The organism is Streptomyces sp. NPDC023541 (assembly GCF_055559995.1).
The window spans coordinates 443745-460671 of the sequence record NZ_JBVHJO010000001.1 but is presented as its reverse complement, the minus strand read 5'-3'; the positions used below and the strand labels follow the sequence as shown (position 1 = coordinate 460671).

The 16927-nt window shown below is 73.2% G+C and carries 16 protein-coding genes; 10 read left to right on the top strand and 6 right to left on the bottom strand.

The genetic code is table 11. The annotated features are described in order from the left end of the window. Positions 1 to 39: 39 nt before the first annotated feature. Positions 40 to 1662, top strand: coding sequence for a beta-N-acetylhexosaminidase (locus ACZ3X1_RS02185; protein ID WP_467275715.1), 1623 nt, complete (start codon positions 40 to 42; stop codon positions 1660 to 1662). A 71-nt stretch (positions 1663 to 1733) separates the two neighbouring features. Here the strand turns inward: ACZ3X1_RS02185 and ACZ3X1_RS02180 are convergent, their stop codons facing one another. Both ACZ3X1_RS02180 and ACZ3X1_RS02175 read right to left on the bottom strand, forming a co-directional pair. After that, entirely contained in the window at positions 1734 to 2039 is a 306-nt protein-coding gene (locus ACZ3X1_RS02180) for a DUF3040 domain-containing protein (protein WP_467275713.1), read from the bottom strand. A 114-nt stretch (positions 2040 to 2153) separates the two neighbouring features. After that, a complete protein-coding gene (locus ACZ3X1_RS02175) occupies positions 2154 to 2978 on the bottom strand; it encodes an endonuclease I family protein (RefSeq protein ID WP_467275711.1) in 825 nt (274 codons plus the stop codon). A 227-nt stretch (positions 2979 to 3205) separates the two neighbouring features. Here ACZ3X1_RS02175 and ACZ3X1_RS02170 point away from each other — a divergent pair, with 227 nt between their 5' ends. Continuing rightward, positions 3206 to 3772 carry a DJ-1/PfpI family protein gene (locus ACZ3X1_RS02170; protein ID WP_467275709.1) on the top strand — a complete coding sequence of 189 codons (567 nt, stop codon included), beginning with the start codon at positions 3206 to 3208 and terminating at the stop codon, positions 3770 to 3772. A 112-nt stretch (positions 3773 to 3884) separates the two neighbouring features. Here ACZ3X1_RS02170 and ACZ3X1_RS02165 read toward each other — a convergent pair whose 3' ends face one another. Beyond that, positions 3885 to 4697, bottom strand: a complete 813-nt coding sequence (locus ACZ3X1_RS02165; RefSeq protein WP_356814962.1) for a glutamate ABC transporter substrate-binding protein — start codon at positions 4695 to 4697, stop codon at positions 3885 to 3887. Positions 4698 to 4915: 218 nt separating this feature from the next. Between ACZ3X1_RS02165 and ACZ3X1_RS02160 the strand changes: the two genes are divergently transcribed. Both ACZ3X1_RS02160 and ACZ3X1_RS02155 read left to right on the top strand, forming a co-directional pair. Then, positions 4916 to 6034, top strand: coding sequence for a hypothetical protein (locus ACZ3X1_RS02160; protein ID WP_467275707.1), 1119 nt, complete (start codon positions 4916 to 4918; stop codon positions 6032 to 6034). A 125-nt stretch (positions 6035 to 6159) separates the two neighbouring features. Further along, positions 6160 to 6711, top strand: coding sequence for a TerD family protein (locus tag ACZ3X1_RS02155; protein ID WP_467275705.1), 552 nt, complete (start codon positions 6160 to 6162; stop codon positions 6709 to 6711). Between the two features lie 151 nt (positions 6712 to 6862). Here ACZ3X1_RS02155 and ACZ3X1_RS02150 read toward each other — a convergent pair whose 3' ends face one another. Further along, positions 6863 to 7495 (bottom strand): TetR/AcrR family transcriptional regulator, encoded by a 633-nt coding sequence (locus tag ACZ3X1_RS02150; RefSeq protein ID WP_391704233.1) that lies wholly within the window; start codon positions 7493 to 7495, stop codon positions 6863 to 6865. A 151-nt stretch (positions 7496 to 7646) separates the two neighbouring features. Between ACZ3X1_RS02150 and ACZ3X1_RS02145 the strand changes: the two genes are divergently transcribed. The 6 genes from ACZ3X1_RS02145 to ACZ3X1_RS02120 all read left to right on the top strand — a co-directional run bounded on the left by ACZ3X1_RS02145 (position 7647) and on the right by ACZ3X1_RS02120 (position 14684). Beyond that, complete coding sequence (locus tag ACZ3X1_RS02145) at positions 7647 to 8561, top strand: phosphatase PAP2 family protein (protein WP_467275702.1); 915 nt, start codon at positions 7647 to 7649, stop codon at positions 8559 to 8561. Beyond that, positions 8558 to 9457 carry a DMT family transporter gene (locus ACZ3X1_RS02140; RefSeq protein WP_467275700.1) on the top strand — a complete coding sequence of 300 codons (900 nt, stop codon included), beginning with the start codon at positions 8558 to 8560 and terminating at the stop codon, positions 9455 to 9457. The genes ACZ3X1_RS02145 and ACZ3X1_RS02140 overlap by 4 nt, the downstream gene beginning before the upstream one ends. 248 nt (positions 9458 to 9705) lie before the next feature. After that, positions 9706 to 10185, top strand: coding sequence for a ribonuclease E activity regulator RraA (gene rraA, locus ACZ3X1_RS02135; protein ID WP_356816011.1), 480 nt, complete (start codon positions 9706 to 9708; stop codon positions 10183 to 10185). Positions 10186 to 10347: 162 nt separating this feature from the next. After that, positions 10348 to 11970: a peptide-N4-asparagine amidase gene (locus ACZ3X1_RS02130; RefSeq protein WP_467275698.1), complete on the top strand. Its 1623-nt coding sequence runs from the start codon at positions 10348 to 10350 to the stop codon at positions 11968 to 11970. Between the two features lie 27 nt (positions 11971 to 11997). Then, positions 11998 to 13704, top strand: coding sequence for a serine/threonine-protein kinase (locus ACZ3X1_RS02125; RefSeq protein WP_467275696.1), 1707 nt, complete (start codon positions 11998 to 12000; stop codon positions 13702 to 13704). A 71-nt stretch (positions 13705 to 13775) separates the two neighbouring features. Beyond that, entirely contained in the window at positions 13776 to 14684 is a 909-nt protein-coding gene (locus ACZ3X1_RS02120; RefSeq protein WP_467275694.1) for a phytoene/squalene synthase family protein, read from the top strand. A gap of 49 nt (positions 14685 to 14733) precedes the next feature. Here the strand turns inward: ACZ3X1_RS02120 and ACZ3X1_RS02115 are convergent, their stop codons facing one another. Both ACZ3X1_RS02115 and ACZ3X1_RS02110 read right to left on the bottom strand, forming a co-directional pair. Then, a complete protein-coding gene (locus ACZ3X1_RS02115) occupies positions 14734 to 15468 on the bottom strand; it encodes a LysM peptidoglycan-binding domain-containing protein (protein WP_467275692.1) in 735 nt (244 codons plus the stop codon). Between the two features lie 379 nt (positions 15469 to 15847). Continuing rightward, positions 15848 to 16861 (bottom strand): dihydrodipicolinate synthase family protein, encoded by a 1014-nt coding sequence (locus ACZ3X1_RS02110; protein ID WP_467275690.1) that lies wholly within the window; start codon positions 16859 to 16861, stop codon positions 15848 to 15850. Between the last annotated feature and the right edge of the window lie 66 nt (positions 16862 to 16927).

Here is a 16927-nt window from a genome sequence, read left to right as displayed (position 1 = left end):
GTGTCCCCCGTGCCACTTTGGTACGGGGGACACGGGTACATGATGCGGAAGACGAAGAGGCACAGGAGGGTCCACGCCATCGCGACGGCAGGTGTCGCCGCGCTGGTCGCCCTTGCCCTCCCGGGGTGCACGGCAGCGTCCGACGAGATCCGCGCCCCCAGCCCCACCGCCCGCGGCGCCGCCGGTACGACGACCTCCCCGGCCGCCGCCCCCACCCCGCCGGCCCCGTCCCCGACCTACGCCCTGTCCACGGCCCCGCGCACCATTCCGGCCGTACGGGAACACGAGCCGGCCCGCGGTCCCGGCTGGAAGGCCGCCCCCGGCGCCCGCGTGGTCGTCGCGCAGGACGACACGGCCGCGCTCGCCGACGAGGCCCGGCTGCTCGCCGGCGAACTGGGCCTCGCCTACGGCGAGTCGGCGGTGCCGCGCGCCGGCGACGTGGAGCTCTCGGTGGAGGGCGCGGGCAAACCCGAGTCGTACACCCTCACCGTCAAGGACGGCCGCGTACGCATCAACGGCCCCGACGAAGCAGGCGTCTTCTACGGCACCCGCACGCTCAAGCAGGCTGTGCGCGCCGCGGGCTCGGCCCCCGAGGGCACGGTACGGGACGGCCCGGCCAAGCCCCAGCGCGGCCTCAACCTCGACATAGCGCGCAAGCACTTCCCGCCCGACTGGATCAAGGGGCGGCTGCGCGAGATGGCCGACCTCAAGCTCAACCAGCTCGGCCTGCACTTCTCCGACGACCAGGCCTTCCGGATCCAGTCCGACAGCCATCCCGAGATCGTGTCCACCCCGCACCTCACCAAGGCGCAGGTCCGCGACATCACGGCGCTCGCCTCCCGGCTGCACATCACGGTGGTCCCGGAGATCGACTCGCCCGGACACCTCGGCGCCGTCCTGCGCGCCCACCCCGATCTGCAACTGCGCGACGTCAACGGCAAGGCGGTCAAGGGAGCGGTGGACATATCCAACCCTGCCTCGGCCAAGCTCGTCGACGACCTGCTGCGGGAGTACCGGCCGCTCTTCCCCGGTGGTGCCTGGCACCTCGGCGCCGACGAGTACCAGGCCCTGGTCGTCCGGGACCCGCAGGCTTCTTTCCCGCAGCTCGCGCGAGCGGCGCAGCAGCGCTACGGGCCCGCGGCCCGTGTGCAGGACCTGGCCACGGGGTGGCTGAACGACCGCGCCGGCGTGGTCCGCCCGTCGGGCAAGGCGCTCAAGGCGTGGAACGACGGCTTCTTCGGCGGCGGGGTGACCGACGCCGCCAAGGACATCCAGGTCGAGTACTGGACCGGCAAGGAGATCGGCGCTCGCCCGCCGCTGGAGTACCTGCGCGAGGGCCGCAAGCTGGTGAACCTCAACGACGAGTACCTGTACTACGTGCTCGGCGAGCCGAACCAGTTCACCTACCCCACCGGCCGGCGGATCTACGAACAGTGGACGCCGCTGGTGCTGCGCGGCACCACCCCGGTTCCGGCCTCCTACGACGGCCAGATCCTCGGCGGGCGCCTCGCCGTCTGGGCCGACCTGTCCGGCGCACAGACCCAGGACCAGGTCGCGGCGGGCATTCGGCTGCCGCTGGCGGCGCTGTCCCAGAAGGTGTGGGACGCGCGGACGCCGCAGCTGCCCTGGTCGGACTTCCAGGCCCTCGCCGGCCGGCTCTGAGCGGGCGGCTCCTGAGCGGGCCGGACCGGTCCCCGGGCCGGACCGGCTCCGGAGCGCGTACGCCCGTCCGCTCACGCCTCCGCGCGCGGCCTGACCCGTCGGCGGCGGTGGTGGGCCCACTCGACGGCCGGCGGCAGGGCCGTCACCACCGTCAGGACCCAGGCGGCGGAGCAGCTCCAGAGCAGCGCCTCGGACACGGTCACCGAAGCCGCGACGAACAACGCCGCCGTCACCGCGGCCCACACCCCGGCCCAGGCGGCGCGGCGCCGCCGGCGCCCGGACCGCAGCATCCGGTCGAGGCCGCGGTCACCCTTGAGTTCTGCCTCGATCGCGGAGAGGGCGCGCTGCTCGCGATCGGAGAGGCCGGCTCCGTCCATCACGACGCACCTCCGCGGGCTGCCGCCGCCGGGCGCGGACCGCAGCCTGTGGGCTGCGAATACCCGGCCTGACGCGCGTCAACCCCCGGAGGCCGCCGTGGCCGCCGAGCGACGTCACCAGATGGACTCGACCCACTCCGGGTGGTCGATGAACGGGTTGCGGTTGTGCTGGTAGACGTCGAATATGACCTGGTTGCGGCGCTGCTCGAAGGCGTCCGGCGGGTCCATCTGGTTCCACTGCTTCAGCAGGCTGATCCGGCCGAAGAGCGGGGCGGAACCGTTGTTCACCTTGTCGTTCATCTCCAGGTCCGCGAAGCCGTCCCCGCCCTGGTAGCGGACGGCCATGTAGAGCAGCATGCGGGCCACGTCGCCCTTGACCGCGTCGCGGGGCTCGAAGGAGTCGGCGTCGGTCAGGCTGCCCGGTGCCTCGCTGACGGGGCTGCCGCCCTCGTCGAAGTCCTTGTTGCCGCGGGTGCTGTTGACGGTGACGTCCTCGGGCCGCAGGTGGTGCAGGTCGGTTCCGGGGCCGGTGGCCGTGCCGAAGTCGCCGTGGCTCTTGGCCCAGACGTGCTCGCGGTTCCAGTCGTTGGCACCGCCGCCGTTCGTCGACTTGGACTGCGAGCGGCCGGAGTAGAGGAGGATGACGTTGTTCGGGTTCGCCGGGTCCTGGTCGGTCGCCTTCAGGGCGTTCCACACCCCGTCGTAGCCGACCTTGGAATGCGTCTTGATGATGTCGTGCAGGGCCGCCTTCAGGGCGGCACCGGTCTTGCCCTCGGCGGGCGCGTAGTACGCGTCGTACGACGCGGCCGCGGCGGGGGCGGCCCCGGGGGTCCGGGGCGCCGCCGTGCCCTGCTGGCGCGCGGACGCGGCCGCCGGTACGGCGATCAGGGCGACGGCGGCGAGGCCGGCTGCCCAGGGGGTCAGGCGCGAGATTCTCATCGGGTGGGGGGTACCTCTCCGTACGCACCGTCCCCGCCCGGGGAATTGGCGGGGGATCAGGTGGCAGAGCGAGGATTGCATTGTCATGTGCCCATCAGGCAAAAAACTTGTGTCGGGGAGGTGGAAGCCAGGGTGTGCGCCCCCGTCGCCGCGGGCAGGGTAGCGATGGCCCCGGCGGGGCCGCCCGATCGTGAACCGCCTTGTCGACAGCCTCGTCAGGAGCAGCCATGGCAGTGAAGATCCTCATCGTGACCGGCGACGCGGCCGAGTCGTTGGAGGTGCTGTATCCGTACCAGCGCCTGCGCGAGGAGGGGTACGAAGTCCACATCGCGGCCCCGCAGGTGAAAGAACTGCGCTTCGTGGTCCACGACTTCGAGGACGGCTTCGACACCTACACCGAGAAGCCCGGCTACACCTGGCCGGCCGACCTGGCCTTCACGGACGTGGTGACGGAGGACTACGCGGCGCTGGTCGTCCCGGGCGGCCGGGCGCCCGAGTACCTGCGCAACGACCCCGAGGTGCGACGGATCCTGGCCGCCTTCGCACAAGCCGACAAGCCGATCGCACAGATCTGCCACGGCCCGCTCATCACCGCCGCCGCCGGGGGCCTGGCCGGCCGCCGGGTGACCGCGTACCCGGCGCTCGAGCTGGACATGAAGGCCGCGGGCGCCGACTTCGAGGACTCCGAGACGGTGGTCGACGGCACGCTGGTCTCGGCCAGGGCGTGGCCCGACCACTCGCGCTGGATGCGGGAGTTCCTGACGGTCCTGCGCGGCAAGGCTCCCGTGGCCTGACCTGGCCTGACCTGACCTGACCGGCGCGGCCGTCCGGGCGCCGCCCGGAGCGCGGACGTACGGGTGGCGGCGACCCCGGCACAGGGGTCACCGCCACGCGTCCGGGCGGGCGTCAGCTGCCCGTGGTGATCGCCGGAGCCGGCTCGTACTTGTAGTTCGAGCCGAAGTTCTTCTTCACGGCCGCTTCCCAGGATCCGTCCTGGACCATCTTCTTCAGCGCGTCGTTGATCTTGCGCTGGAGTTCCTTGTCGCCCTTCTTGACCCCGATGCCGTAGTTCTCGTTGCTGAGGCTCTGGCCCGTCAGCTTGAACTTGCCCTCGTTGCCCTTGCGGGCGGCGTACCCGGCCAGGATCGCGTTGTCGGTGGTCATCGCGTCGACGCGGCCTTCCCGGAGGGCGACGACGCAGTCCGAGTAGTTGCCGAGCTCCAGCAGGGCGGCCTTGGGCGCGAGGTTCTTCTTGAGGTTCTCGGCGGAGGTGGAACCGGTCACCGAGCACATCGTCTTCGAGTTGAGGTCCTCGGCCTTGGAGATCGAGGTGTCTTCGGCGCGGGTCAGCAGGTCCTGGTGGGCCACGAAGTACGGGCCCGCGAAGTCGACCTTCTCTTGGCGCTTCTCGTTGATCGAGTAGCTCGCGACGACGAATTCGACCTCGTTGTACTGCAGCAGCAGCTCGCGGTCGTTGCTGAGGACCTGCTTGAACTCGATCTGGTCCGGCTTGTAGCCGAGTTCCTTGGCCACGTAGGTGGCGACGTCCACATCGAAACCGGTGAAGGTGCCGCCGGTCTCCCGCATGCCGATGCCGGGCTGGTCGAACTTGATGCCGATGGACAGGGTCCCCTGGTCCTCGTCTCCACCACCGCATCCCGAGGCGGTCAGGGCGAGGGCGATCACTGCGGCGACCGCACCGGCCTGGGGAACCTTCATGCTTGCACTCTTTCCTGGGGGAACGCGGGACGCGTCACCGGGATCGCCGGGCGTGTGGAACCGCGGGAACGTACGACACGTCGAGACATGTGTACGAGGAAGCTAGGAAGAGGGCGGCCTTAGCGTCACTACATTTGAGCGAAACTTGAGGATAACGATCCGGCTCGACCGTAATTTCTTCGGTGAAACCGGGTCTCACCAGGAGAAAGGTGGCGGGTGTGGGAACAGGTTCGGTACGGGTGGACGGAAATGCGCTGCTTTTGGGGGGAGGGGTGCAGATCCGGTTCATACGGACCCTGCGCCTGCCCGAATCGGGAACGCACGCGCTGCCGCCGGGGCTGGGGGAATTCCCGCTGCGCCGGGTCGAGGACCACCCCGACACGGTCCCGCCGGAGTGGCTGGCGAAGGGCGGCGTGATGCTGCCCGTGTACCTGCGCGAGGCGATGTGGCTGAGCTTCGGCGGGACCCGGACCCCCGCCGCGCTCCAGGTCGGCGTCGGCAAGGTGTGCGCCGTCTCCGGCGCGCGCTGGAGCGGCAGGCTGGCGCGCTCCCCGCAGAACTACGTGGTGCTGCCGCGGCAGCCCTGGCTGGACGGCATCAACTCCGGGGACGGGACGGTGCGCCAGTTCGTCGCCGTGCCGCTGGGGCTCGGCGCGACGGTCGAGGGGCAGGTCACCGGGGAGGAGACCACCGGCGGCGTGCAGCTCCAGGCGTTCGAGCTGGGCCGCGAGGCGCTGGCGCAGTGGCACCGGGCCGAGCGGGCGCGACTGGCGCCGCCCCCGCCACCGCCCGGGAGCCAGGGCCTGTACGGAGCTCCGGCCGCGCAGGCCCCCATGGGCGCGGGCTTCGGCGGCCCGGTCCCCGCCCCGATGATGGCCCCGCCCGCGCCGGCGGGGGCCCCGGCGCCCCGGTCGGCGGCTCCCGGCGGCAGGTCGGGTCCGCCGGCGGCCCCCGCGATGGGGCTCGGCGTCGGCGGCAGCATGCACCAGGAGGTCTACCGGGACGAGCGCCCGCTCTCCGACTGGGCCGAGGAGCCGGCCGCGCGGGTCTTCGTACACCTGGTGCCCCCGCCCGCGTGGCGCGCGATCACCGGGGAGGAAGTGCCGCCCTCGCCGGTCGACCGGGCCGCCTACACCAGGGCGGGGCTGCCCTGGTTCGACTACTACGACGAATCGGCCACCGACCTGGCGCCGGCCGATGCCCTGAGCGGGGTCAAGCCGGTGGGGGAGTGGCTCGGCGACGACCACGCCCCGTGGGTGGAGCCCGCCTCCGGCCAGGTCAAGCCGCTCGGGAACGCCCCGAGGCCGGGCAAACCCGTACAGGACGGCGACTGGTAGCCGCGGGGATGCCGGCGGCGCGACCGGATCGGCCCGACTGGCCTGGAACGTACGGCCGTTCGGGCCGAGACGGGGTGCCCGTGGGATCATGGGCGGGCAGTACCCGCAAACGAAGGGGGAGTTCGGTGACCGGTGTACGCAAAGGACTGGCGAAGGTGGAGGTCGCGCTGCGGTGGGACCCCAGCCCGGCCGGCACTCCCGCGAACGACCTCGACATCGTCGCAGCTGTCTACGCGGCCGCTGATCCGCACGGGACCCCCGTCCAGCTCGTGCACTTCGGCAGCCGGTCGCCGGACGGGACCATCAACCTCAACCGGGACAGCCACACCGGCCAGGGCTTCGGCTTCGACGAGGTGATGACGCTCGAACTGCACAGGATGGGGCCGCAGTTGGGCCGTGTGGTGATCGGTGTGGTCATCCAGGACACCGGCACCGGAGCGGGCGGGGGCGAAGGCCGGGCGAAGACCTTCGCCGATGTCGCCGGCACGGGCTTCCGGATCCGGGAGGGTCACACCGACCTCGCCCAGGGCGATTTCGCGGGCGTGCCCGCCGCCACCGCCGCCACGGTCGCCGAGTTCACCCGGGACGCCTCGGGCGCCTGGTCGTTCGATGTGCGACTGGAGGGCTTCGACGTCGACCCGGAGGAATTCACCCGGGCCATGGGCGGGGTCCGCTGAATGCGGCGGAGATCGCCGCGGAGCCGCTCAGAGCGGGCGGCGGCCACTCGGGTGAGTGGCCGCCGCCCGGTCCAAGTGGCGCGCTGCCGCCGTCCCCACGAGGCAGCGCGGGCGGGTCGCCGTCCGGTCACCGGGACGACGGCCCGCCGGTTCAGGGGGCCTGGCCGGCCGCCGGCCGGGTGGGGCGGCCGGGCGCGAGACCCAGGGCCGGGAGCATGACCGCCTCCACGAACCGGATCAGGTAGTCGGCGTCCGCGTACCGCCCCTCCAGCACCGGCCGGATGCGCAGCACGCCCATCAGCTGGGCCGGCAGGAACTCCACGGCGGGATGGTCCGCGGCGATCTCGCCGCGCTCCACGGCCCGTCCGACCATCGCGTCGAAGGCGGCCAGTTCGGGCTCGACCAGCGCCTCGCGCAGGGCGGCCTGGAGCGCCTCGTCACTGAGTACGGCGTGGCCGAGGGCCTGCGTCAGCCGGGTGTCCCGGCCGGAGGTTCCGGCCGCGATCCGGGCCGCCTCGCGCAGGTCGCCCGCCAGGGTCCCGGTGTCCACCGCGGCGAGGGTTCCCCGCCGGGCGGAGCGCAGGGCGGCCGCGACCAGCTGGGGCTTGGTCCTCCACTGCCGGTAGAGCGTGGACTTGCCGCAGCTCGCCCGGGCGGCGATGCCCTCCATCGTCAGGGCCTCGTAGCCGTGCTCGCGCAACTGCTCCAGGACGGCGTCGTAGAACTCCTGCTCCCGCTCCGGGGTGATCTTGGAGCGGCGCGCGGGGATCGGCGTCGACGTCATGGGTTGCGGCTCTCCTCGGGGCGCCTCGACTGCGGGTTCCGCTACGAAGTGTACGGGAACGCGACCGTATCGGTACACCAGCGTATCGATACGCCAATGTATCGATACACTGGCGTGTCGCTGTGCGCGCAACAGGAAGAGAGACCGGGGGATGACCGCCCACACCACGTCTGCCGGGCCGCCGGCAGGCGGACCGAGAGCCGCTCGCCGACGCCTCATACGCGAGCTGCTGCTCGTCGCGGGCTTCTTCACCTTCTACAAGGCGGGCCGGCTGCTCTCGACGGACCGCACCGGGGAGGCCTTCCGCAACGCGGACCGGATCTGGGACGCCGAACGCGCCCTGCGCCTGCCCGGCGAGGGCGCGGTGCAGCGGCTGCTGCTGCACGGGGAAGCCCTCGTGACCACCGCGAACACCTACTACGCCGCCGTCCACTTCCCCGCCACCGCGCTCTTCCTGATCTGGCTCTACGTCCGACGCCCCGCGCACTACCTGTGGACCCGCCGGGTGCTCGCCGTACTCACCGGAGCCGCGCTCGTCCTGCACCTCGCCTACCCCCTCGCGCCTCCGCGGATGCTTCCCGACGCGGGGCTCGTCGACACCGGACAGGTCTACGGGCCCACCGTCTACCGGGCCGCTCCGGACGCCGACACGCTGGCCAACCAGTTCGCCGCGATGCCCTCCCTGCACTTCGGCTGGGCGCTGATGCTGGCGATCGGGGTGATCGCCGCGACCCGGGGCGGGAAGCGGTCGCGGTGGGGCCTGCTGTGGCTGCTGCATCCGCTGGTGACGCTCCTGGTGATAGTCGGCACCGCCAACCACTACTGGCTCGACGCGGTCGTCGCCGCTGTCCTGCTGGGGATCGCCCTGCTGGTGGTCCCGCGCCCGCGCGCGGGCGAGCCGGACACCGACCTGCCCGATGCGGGCACCGGCGCCGGCACCGGCGATGGCGCGGACGCGGAGGCGCCGGCAGCCCCCACCCGCCGCGACGCGGAAGGCGCCGTACAGGCCGCACCCGCCCTGCCGCACCAGAAGAGCACCGCCGAAACCGTGGGAGCGGGAAAGTGAACGACACCGCCCTCGCCGTCGGGCTCTGCCTCGCATCGGCAGTGGCCTACGCGGCCGGAGCCGTCGCCCAGGAGCGTCTCGCCCGCGCCGGCGTCGCGCGCAGCGCCGGGGCGCTGCTGGGCTCGGGTGTCTGGTGGTGGTCGGCAGGACTGAACGCGGCAGCAGCCTTGCTCCACGCCGCGGCCCTGCGGTACGGGCCCCTCACGCTGGTGCAGCCGCTCGGCGCGCTCACCCTGGTCGCCGCCGTGCCGATGGGGGCGCGCCGGGCCGGCCGCCGTGTGGCCGCCACCGAATGGCGCGGCACACTCGCCACCGTCGCCGGGCTCGGGCTGCTGCTGCTCCCGGCCTCCGGGCCGGCTCCCGACGACACCCTCACGCTGGTCGAGGCGTTGGCGGTGTCCGGGGCCACCATCGCGGTGATCCTGTTCCTGACGGCGGCGAAGGACCCGGGCTCGGGGCTGCGGCACGCCACCGCCTCAGGACTGGCGTCCGCGGTGGCCTCCGCACTGACCCAGACCGTGGCCGTCGCCGGCGGCCGCGGAGGGTCCCTCGTCAGCGTCCGGGTCGTCTCCGTGGCCCTGCTCGTCGTGGTGTTCGCGGTCGGCGGGATGCTCCTGTCTCAGCGGGCCTACCGGGGCGGCGGCCTCGGCGCCCCGCTCGCCGTGGTGAACCTGGCCAATCCCCTGGCCGCGGCCGCCATCGGCGCGGTCCTGCTCGGCGAACGCCTCCAGGGCGGGCCGGCGGGGCTGCTGCTGGCGGCGGCCGGCGCGCTCGTGGCGGCGCGCGGAGTGGTCCTGCTGACCAGGGCCCCGGCCGCCCCGAGGGGCGCACCGGGGGCCCTGGTGCCGGCCGGGGCGGCCGATCTGGCCGTGCCCGGGCGCCGGGTGCCCGTCTGATCCGGGAGGCCGCACGACCCTGTGCGGAAACGTTACGTCTCATCGTGTCCCCTTGCGGCGGACATCCGGCCCGTCGGGTTCCGGCCGTTGTTCCGCCCGCCCGCTCCTCGGGGCGTGTCTTGCGGATCATTGCCGGGCTCGCGGGGCCCGATCCGCAGGACACGCCCCGGCCGTCGGCGCAACCGCGCCCACTACCCTGGCCGCACCACGCGAAGTCCGAGAACGAGCAGCGAGGAACCGGTACCGAGATGAGCGTCACCCCCGTCCCCACCGCCGACCTGTACGACGAGTACGGCGAATCCCTCGACATCTGTACCACCGGGTTCCACCAGTTCGGCGGCCGCCGGCTCTTCGCCGGCCCCGTGCGGACCGTCCGCTGCCACGAGGACAACGCCCTCCTGCGCGAACTCGTCCACACGCCGGGCGAGGGCGCCGTCCTCGTCGTGGACGGCGGCGGCTCGCCGCGCACCGCCCTGGTCGGCGACCTCATCGCCGGCGCCGCCGAACGCAACGGCTGGGCGGGCCTGATCATCAACGGCTCGGTCCGCGACAGCGTCGCGCTCGGCGGCCTCGACCTCGGAGTGAAGGCCCTGGGCACCGTCCCGCGCAAGAGCGGCAAGACGGGCGCCGGCGCCGTGGACGAGCCCGTGACCATCGGCGACGTCACGTTCCGGGCCGGGGACACCGTCCACGCGGACGACGACGGCGTGGTCGTCCTGCGCGGCTGACGACGAGGACTCCCGCCCGGCCGCCCGCGCGAACTCCCGCACGGCCGACGACGAGACTCCCGCCCGGCCGCCCGAACTCCCGCACGGCCACGACGAGAACCGGCCAGGGCCGACCCGCCGGCCCTGGCAGCCGCCCGGCGCGCCGGGTTTCACTGCCGGTCCATGAGACGACACAGGATCACGGGCCTGCTCGGCGCGATCGCGCTGGCCGCCGGCACCCTGGCCGCCGCGGGACCCGCGCACGGCCTGCCCCGGGCCGACCCGCCGCCCGCCGAGTTCGGCACCGACTGGCACGACCCCCTCACCGCCGCGCCACCCGTCGCACGACCCGCGACCCGGTCGTGCCGGGTGACCCTCGCCGAGGCGCAGTTCCGCGACTTCACCCCCTACCGCGGCGACTACGCGCCCCCCGCCGCCTGCGGCGCGGCCGACTGGGCCGCCGTGGTGCTCCGCCTCGACGGCAAGGTCAAAGGCCGCCAGTACGACCGGCTGGGCCACCTCTCCCTGGGCGGTGTGGAGATCCTGCGCACCTCCACACCCCAGCCCTCGCCCGACGGCATCACCTGGTCCGTCGAGAAGGACGTCACCCGGTACCGCGACACCCTGGCCCGCCCGCAGCCCGTAGAGATGCTCATCGGCAACGTCGTCGACGACACCTACACGGGCGTCATCGACGTCAAGGTGACCCTGACGTTCTACGCGGCCGAAGGGCGCACCCGGGCGCCCGACACCCCCGACCGCGTGCTGCCCCTCACCACCCCGGTGATCACCACGCCCCGCAACACCGAACGGCTGCTGGCCGAGGTGTATGCCACCGGCTCCGGCGGCGGCTGCGAGGAGTACTGGTACATGACCACCCCCACCGGAGCCCCGTACTCCTGCACGGCGGACGGCGGCCCCCACCGCGAGGTCCGCGTCCTGGTCGACGGGCGGCTCGCCGGCATCGCCGCACCCTTCCCCACCGTCTGGACCGGCGGCTGGTCCAACCCGTTCCTCTGGTACGTCACCCCCGGCCCGCGCGCCTTCGACGTCCAGCCGATCCGCTACGACCTCACGCCCTACGCCGCCCTGCTCAACGACGGGCGCCCGCACCGCATCGAGGTGGGCGTCGCCGGGCTGCCCGCCGGACAGAGCGGCTGGAGCACCCCCGCCAACCTGCTGCTGTGGCAGGACGGGGCCCGCCAGGTCGTCACCGGTGCCCTCACCCGGTACGAGGAGAGCGAACCGTCGGGCCACTCCCGCTGGACGCCCGCCGGCCCCGGCGGACAGCACCGGGTGGACACCGAGGGCGCACACCGCCTGACCGCCGCCGGGTACCTGAACACCTCGCACGGGCGGGTGGACACCACCGTCACCCGCTCCGTGCACCACACCTCCGCCCACCGTTGGACCGAGGGGGAGAGCATCGACGCGCTCACCGCGAGCTGGACCGACGAGGAGAGCGTGACGCAGGGGCCGACGAGCACCCGGACCGACCGCACCTACACGATGGACGGCGAGACCACCCTCGGCGCCGGCGACCGCCTGCGCACGGTCCTGACCCTCGGCGACCGCGCGGACACCGTCACCCTGCGCGGCGGCCGGACCGTCGACGCCTCCCGGCTCGACGACCGGTACACGGGCGACGCCACCTACACCGCGAACGTCCCCCGGGACCAGCGCCACGCGGTCGCCACCACCTCCGCGCGCTATCGGCTGTACGGGTCGCAGGTGCCCGGCGGGTGCTACGACCGCACGGTGGGCACCGCCCAGGGAACGGTCACGGTGGACCGGCGACGCTGCTGACGGCGGCGGCGCCTACGATGATCCGCCATGGACACGAGTGAGGCCGGCAGACAGCTGATCGACGGGCGCTTCGAACTGGTCGCGCCCCTGGGCAGCGGCGGCATGGGTACCGTTTGGCGGGCGCGCGACATCGCCCTGCACCGCGAGGTGGCTCTCAAGGAGGTGCGCCCGCCGGACCCGGCGACCGCCGCCGCCCAGCCCGGCCTCGCGGACCAGATGCGCGAACGCGCCGTCCGCGAGGCCCGCGCCCTCGCCCGTCTCGCCCACCCCCACGTCGTGACGATCCACCACATCGTCGAGCCCGCGGAGGGCACGGACGGGCACCCGTGGATCGTCATGGAGATGGTCCGGGGCGGCTCCCTGCACGACCGCCTGGAGTCCGGCCCCGTGCCGCCCGCGGAAGCGGTGCGCCTCGGCCTCGACGTGCTGTCCGCGCTGCGCGCCGCGCACGCCGAGGGGATCCTGCACCGTGACGTGAAGCCCGCCAACGTGCTGCTGCGCCCCGACGGGTCTGCCGTGCTGACCGACTTCGGCATCGCCGCGCTGCGCGACTCCACCGGACTCACCGCGACCGGCGTGCTGATCGGCTCGCCGGAGTACATCGCACCCGAGCGGGTCCGTGGCGAGGAGGGGCTGGCCGCCTCCGACCTGTGGTCGCTCGGCATGCTGCTGTACGTGGCCGCCGAGGGGGCCAATCCGCTGCGCCGGGCCACGAGCCTGGCCACGGTCGTCGCCGTGCTCGACGAGCCGATCCCCGCGCCGGTGCGGTCCGGCCCGCTGGGACCCGTACTGGAGCGGCTGCTCGTCCGGGACCCGGCCGCGCGGCCCGACGGCGCACAGCTGGAACAACTGCTCCGGGACGCGAGCGCTGCTCTCGGTGCTGGTGCTGGTGCTGGTGCTGGTGCCGCGCCCCTTGCCGCGCCGCCCGCCGCCTCCCCGGCCGTTCCGGGCCCGTACGGGCAGTTCGGCCCCTACGCGCCCAGGCCCACCAGCACCCCGCACGCCCCGCACACCCCGCCGCCGTACGGCTCGGGCGCCACCCCGTACGCGGCCGCCACCACGCCCGTCCCGGTGGGGTCCGCGCCGCGCCGGCGCCCGGCCCTGGTCGGTGCCGCGCTCACCGCGGTGCTGGCGGCCGGCGTGATCGGCATCGTCCAGCTGCTGCCCGACGGCAACTCCGGCGACGACAAGGCGAAGGGCGGCGCCGCCACCACCTCCGCCACCCCGCCGGCGCGGGACGCCTCCTCGGCCCCCGCCCCGAAGGCCAGCGCGCAGAAGGCGGACGCGCCCCGCGGCAGCATGATGACGCCGGGGAACGTCCGCACCGCCCTGGAGGCGTTCAAGAAGCAGACCGGCACGACCACCTTCGTCGACATGACGCTCTACGACGGCTACATCCTCGCCTCCATCCCCACGGCCGCCGGCGCCGAGACCGTCGACTCCTGGCAGTACCGGGACGGCGTGGCCGGCCGCACCGGCCCGGACGGCACGGTCAAGGAGGGGGAGCCGCTGATCGACATGGCCACGGTCAACTGGGACGCGCTGCCCGGCCTCCTGGAGCAGTCCAAGAAGGACCTCAAGGTCGAGAAGCCGACCTCGCGCCACGTCATCATCGACCCCTGGATGATGGACCAGACCCCCTCCATCCGCACCTACCTCAGCGACGAGTACGGGCGCGGCGGCTACGTCCTCTGGGGCATCGACGGCAGCCTCAGGAAGGTCTACGGCCCCTGAGACCCACGGCCCCTGAGCCGCGTGCCCGTACCGTCCCCCGCCCAGGCGTACACCGAGGAGCCCCACCCACCGTGCCCAGCTGGCGCACCACCCTCACGACGGCCGGGACGTCCGGCACCCGTCTGCGGGACGACTACACCCACGCCGCCCGCCGGGTGCTCCGTCGCGAACCCGCCCCGTATCTGGCGCTGCGACTGCTCGCCGCGCCGCCCCTGGTGCCGGCCCTCGCCGCCGGCCTCGCCTTCATGAACCTGGTCGACGACGTGGCCGAGACCGGCACCCCGCAGCAACGGGCCGCGGGCCTGGCCGCGTTGACCGAGCAGGTCGAGGCCGCCCTCAAGACCGGGGACAGCAGCGATCCCGTGCTGCGGGCGTACGCCCACGCGGTGGACTCCCGGGGCCTGCCCGAGCACTGGGTGTCCCGCTTCCTCGCGGGCGCCGCCACGGCGGAGGCCGCCTTCGACGGCTTCGCCGACGAGGCGGACTTCCAGGCCTACCTCGACGCGTACGCCTGGCCCGGCGTCCTCGTCTTCACCGGCCTGCAGTACCAGGGCGGCCCGGATCCCGAACAGGCCGCCGGCTGGCGCCGGTTCGTCGACGCAGCCCAGCGCGTCGACTTCCTCGCCGACCTCCACGGCGATCTGGCCGACGGCCGGCTGTGCCTCCCGCGCGCCCGCCTCGACGAGCACTCTGTGACCCGGGCCGACCTGGAGGCGGCCCGTGACACCCCTGCCGTACGGGCCCTCCTCGCCGACGAGATCCGACGTGCCCGCGCGGCCCTCGACGCCACCCGCGACATCCTCGACCTCGCCGAGCCCGGCCTGCGCCCCGTCGTCGCCACCATGGCGGACCTCATGGCGCACCAGCTGACCGCCGTCGAGCGGGCCGGCGCGGGCGCCCTGCGCCGGGACGTCGGCTACGGGATCGTCGCACCCCTGCGGATCCTGTTGCGCGCCGCCCGCCGCCGCCCGGTGGTCTAGGTCGTGTCGTCGAAGTCCCGCCTGGCCGGCGGGGCCTGGCACGCACTCCCTAGTAGGCGCCGTTGACGTTGTCGATGGAGCCGTAGCGGGCGGCCGCGTAGTTGCAGGCCGCGGTGATGTTGGCCACCGGGTCGTAGGAGTCCAGCGAAGTGCCGGGAACGTGATAGGCCTTGAAGGTCGGGTCGATGACCTGGAGCAGACCCTTGGAGGGGATTCCGTTCCGGGCGTTGATGTCCCAGAGGTTGATCGCCTTGGGGTTGCCCGAGGACTCGCGCATCACGTTGCGGTGAATTCCGTTGTAGCTGCCGGGAATACCGTGCTTGGCCATCACGTCGAGGGACTCGCGGATCCACCCGTCGAGATTGTTCGGGTAGGAGGACGCCGGCTTGGCGGCCGTCTTCACCGCGGTCTTGGCCGCGGTGGCGGCCTTCGCCTGGGCGCCGATGGTCAGTTTGAGACCGGGCCGGATGACCGACGGGTTGTCGCCGACGACCGCGCGGTTCACCTCGTAGAGCTGCTTCCATCCGCCACTGACGGAGTGGTCCGCGGCGATCTCCGAAAGGGTGTCGCCAACGACAACGGAATACGTGGCGGGAGGGGCGGTCACCGCGGTGACCGCGGTGACGGTGGTCACAGCGGCTGCCGGCGCGCTCGTCCCGGCCGCGCCCGCGGTGGTCGCGCTGATCAGCGGGAGCGTGAGGGCAGCGCCACCTGTGCCGGCAAGGGCCAGCTTGCGGGTGATCGGGTTCTGCTTCGGCCGACGGTGCTTACCCTTTGCAGGCATGGGGGAATTCCTCACGTGGGGGGACGGGAGACCCGGTCGGAAGCGCCGTATTCGGCAGCTCGCCACCTGGAGTGAGGTGACGGTAGGTGAGCCCGACGGGCGCGAACAAGCCCCGAATTCCACCCATAGATCGACATCCCGCTATCCGCCCCGGAAATGACCTTGTGGGCATCGCGACGAAAAGGTCGATTCCCTTTCCGGGAAAAGGGAATCGACCTCTTGTGGGAAATGATGTTGACGTGTTCCGCGTGACTGACATCACGGGGTGGCGGCCCGGGGGTCAATAAGGGCAAGTCCACTCTCTGTTGGCCTCATTCGGGCGACTCGTGCTTAGGGGTTAAATCGCCCATCCACGCTCTTTCCGGCGTGTGCGCCCTCCTCATGCCTCCCCGGTCACCGCCCCGGTCGCGGACTCGGTGAGGGGCTCGGAGAGCGCCGCCAGCCGCTTCAGGGCGGCCGTCACCGCCGCCTGCGAGGCCGGCAGCAGGGGAAGCCGCACGTCGGGCGTCGGGATGCGGCCCTGGGCGTGGAGCACGCCCTTGACGACGCCCGGGCTCGGCTCGGTGAAGGCCGCCGCCGACAGCCCGGCGAGCGCGTGGCCCAGCGTCCGGGCGTGTACCGCGTCCCCCGCCCGCCAGGCCGCGGCGAGCTCCGCGAACCGCTGCGTCGCCAGATGGGCCGAGGCCAGGATCCCGCCCGACGCGCCCAGCGCGAGCATCGCCGACACGTGCACGTCGTCCCCGGCCAGGACGTGGAAACCGGCCGGCCGGTCGCCGAGCAGTTCCACCGCGTCCTGGTCGAGGGCGCCGACCGCGTACTTCACCCCGACGACCCCGGGGAGCGAGCCGAGGGCCCGAAGCGTGGCGGCGTCCAGTGGCTGCCCCGTGCGGTAGGGGACGTGATAGACGAGGAGCGGTACGGGGCTGACCGCGGCCAGCCGCTCGAAGTGCGCCAATACCCCGGCCGCCGAAGGCCGTACGAACGACGGAACCGTGACCAGCGCGGCCCCCACCTGCGGCCACCGCGCCAGCCCGGCCAGGGAGGCCTCCGCGGCCCTGGTGCCGGACGCTCCCGCGCCGACGGTCAGCACCGCGCCGCGTTCCCCGCAGACGCGGGCGCACACGCCGGTGACGAGGTCGCGCTCCGCCGCGTCGAGGGCGGCGGCCTCCCCGGTGGTGCCGAGGGCGACGATTCCGGTGGCGCCCGCGTCGAGCACCTCGTGGGCCAATGCCTCCAGGGCCTCGGCGGCGACCGCCCCGGTGGGCGCGAAGGGCGTGACGAGCGGTACGTGGATCCCGTGGAGCGGGACCGCCCGCGCGAGGTCCTCCGGGGCCGCCCCCGCGATGCCCTGCGGGGCCGTTTCTGCGATGTCCTGCGTCGTGTCCTGTGCCATGCCCACGAGCCTGACCCGCCCCGAGCGGCAAATCCAGTTCACGTTCCTTACCCAACCCGTAAGCTG

What these genes read in the sequence shown, in the direction of transcription:
- ACZ3X1_RS02185 (WP_467275715.1), top strand. Translation starts at nt 40, where the DNA reads ATGATGCGGAAGACGAAGAGGCACAGGAGGGTCCACGCCATCGCGACG.
- ACZ3X1_RS02180 (WP_467275713.1), bottom strand. Translation starts at nt 2,039, where the DNA reads ATGGACGGAGCCGGCCTCTCCGATCGCGAGCAGCGCGCCCTCTCCGCG.
- ACZ3X1_RS02175 (WP_467275711.1), bottom strand. Translation starts at nt 2,978, where the DNA reads ATGAGAATCTCGCGCCTGACCCCCTGGGCAGCCGGCCTCGCCGCCGTC.
- ACZ3X1_RS02170 (WP_467275709.1), top strand. Translation starts at nt 3,206, where the DNA reads ATGGCAGTGAAGATCCTCATCGTGACCGGCGACGCGGCCGAGTCGTTG.
- ACZ3X1_RS02165 (WP_356814962.1), bottom strand. Translation starts at nt 4,697, where the DNA reads ATGAAGGTTCCCCAGGCCGGTGCGGTCGCCGCAGTGATCGCCCTCGCC.
- ACZ3X1_RS02150 (WP_391704233.1), bottom strand. Translation starts at nt 7,495, where the DNA reads ATGACGTCGACGCCGATCCCCGCGCGCCGCTCCAAGATCACCCCGGAG.
- ACZ3X1_RS02145 (WP_467275702.1), top strand. Translation starts at nt 7,647, where the DNA reads ATGACCGCCCACACCACGTCTGCCGGGCCGCCGGCAGGCGGACCGAGA.
- rraA (WP_356816011.1), top strand. Translation starts at nt 9,706, where the DNA reads ATGAGCGTCACCCCCGTCCCCACCGCCGACCTGTACGACGAGTACGGC.
- ACZ3X1_RS02130 (WP_467275698.1), top strand. Translation starts at nt 10,348, where the DNA reads ATGAGACGACACAGGATCACGGGCCTGCTCGGCGCGATCGCGCTGGCC.
- ACZ3X1_RS02125 (WP_467275696.1), top strand. Translation starts at nt 11,998, where the DNA reads ATGGACACGAGTGAGGCCGGCAGACAGCTGATCGACGGGCGCTTCGAA.
- ACZ3X1_RS02115 (WP_467275692.1), bottom strand. Translation starts at nt 15,468, where the DNA reads ATGCCTGCAAAGGGTAAGCACCGTCGGCCGAAGCAGAACCCGATCACC.
- ACZ3X1_RS02110 (WP_467275690.1), bottom strand. Translation starts at nt 16,861, where the DNA reads ATGGCACAGGACACGACGCAGGACATCGCAGAAACGGCCCCGCAGGGC.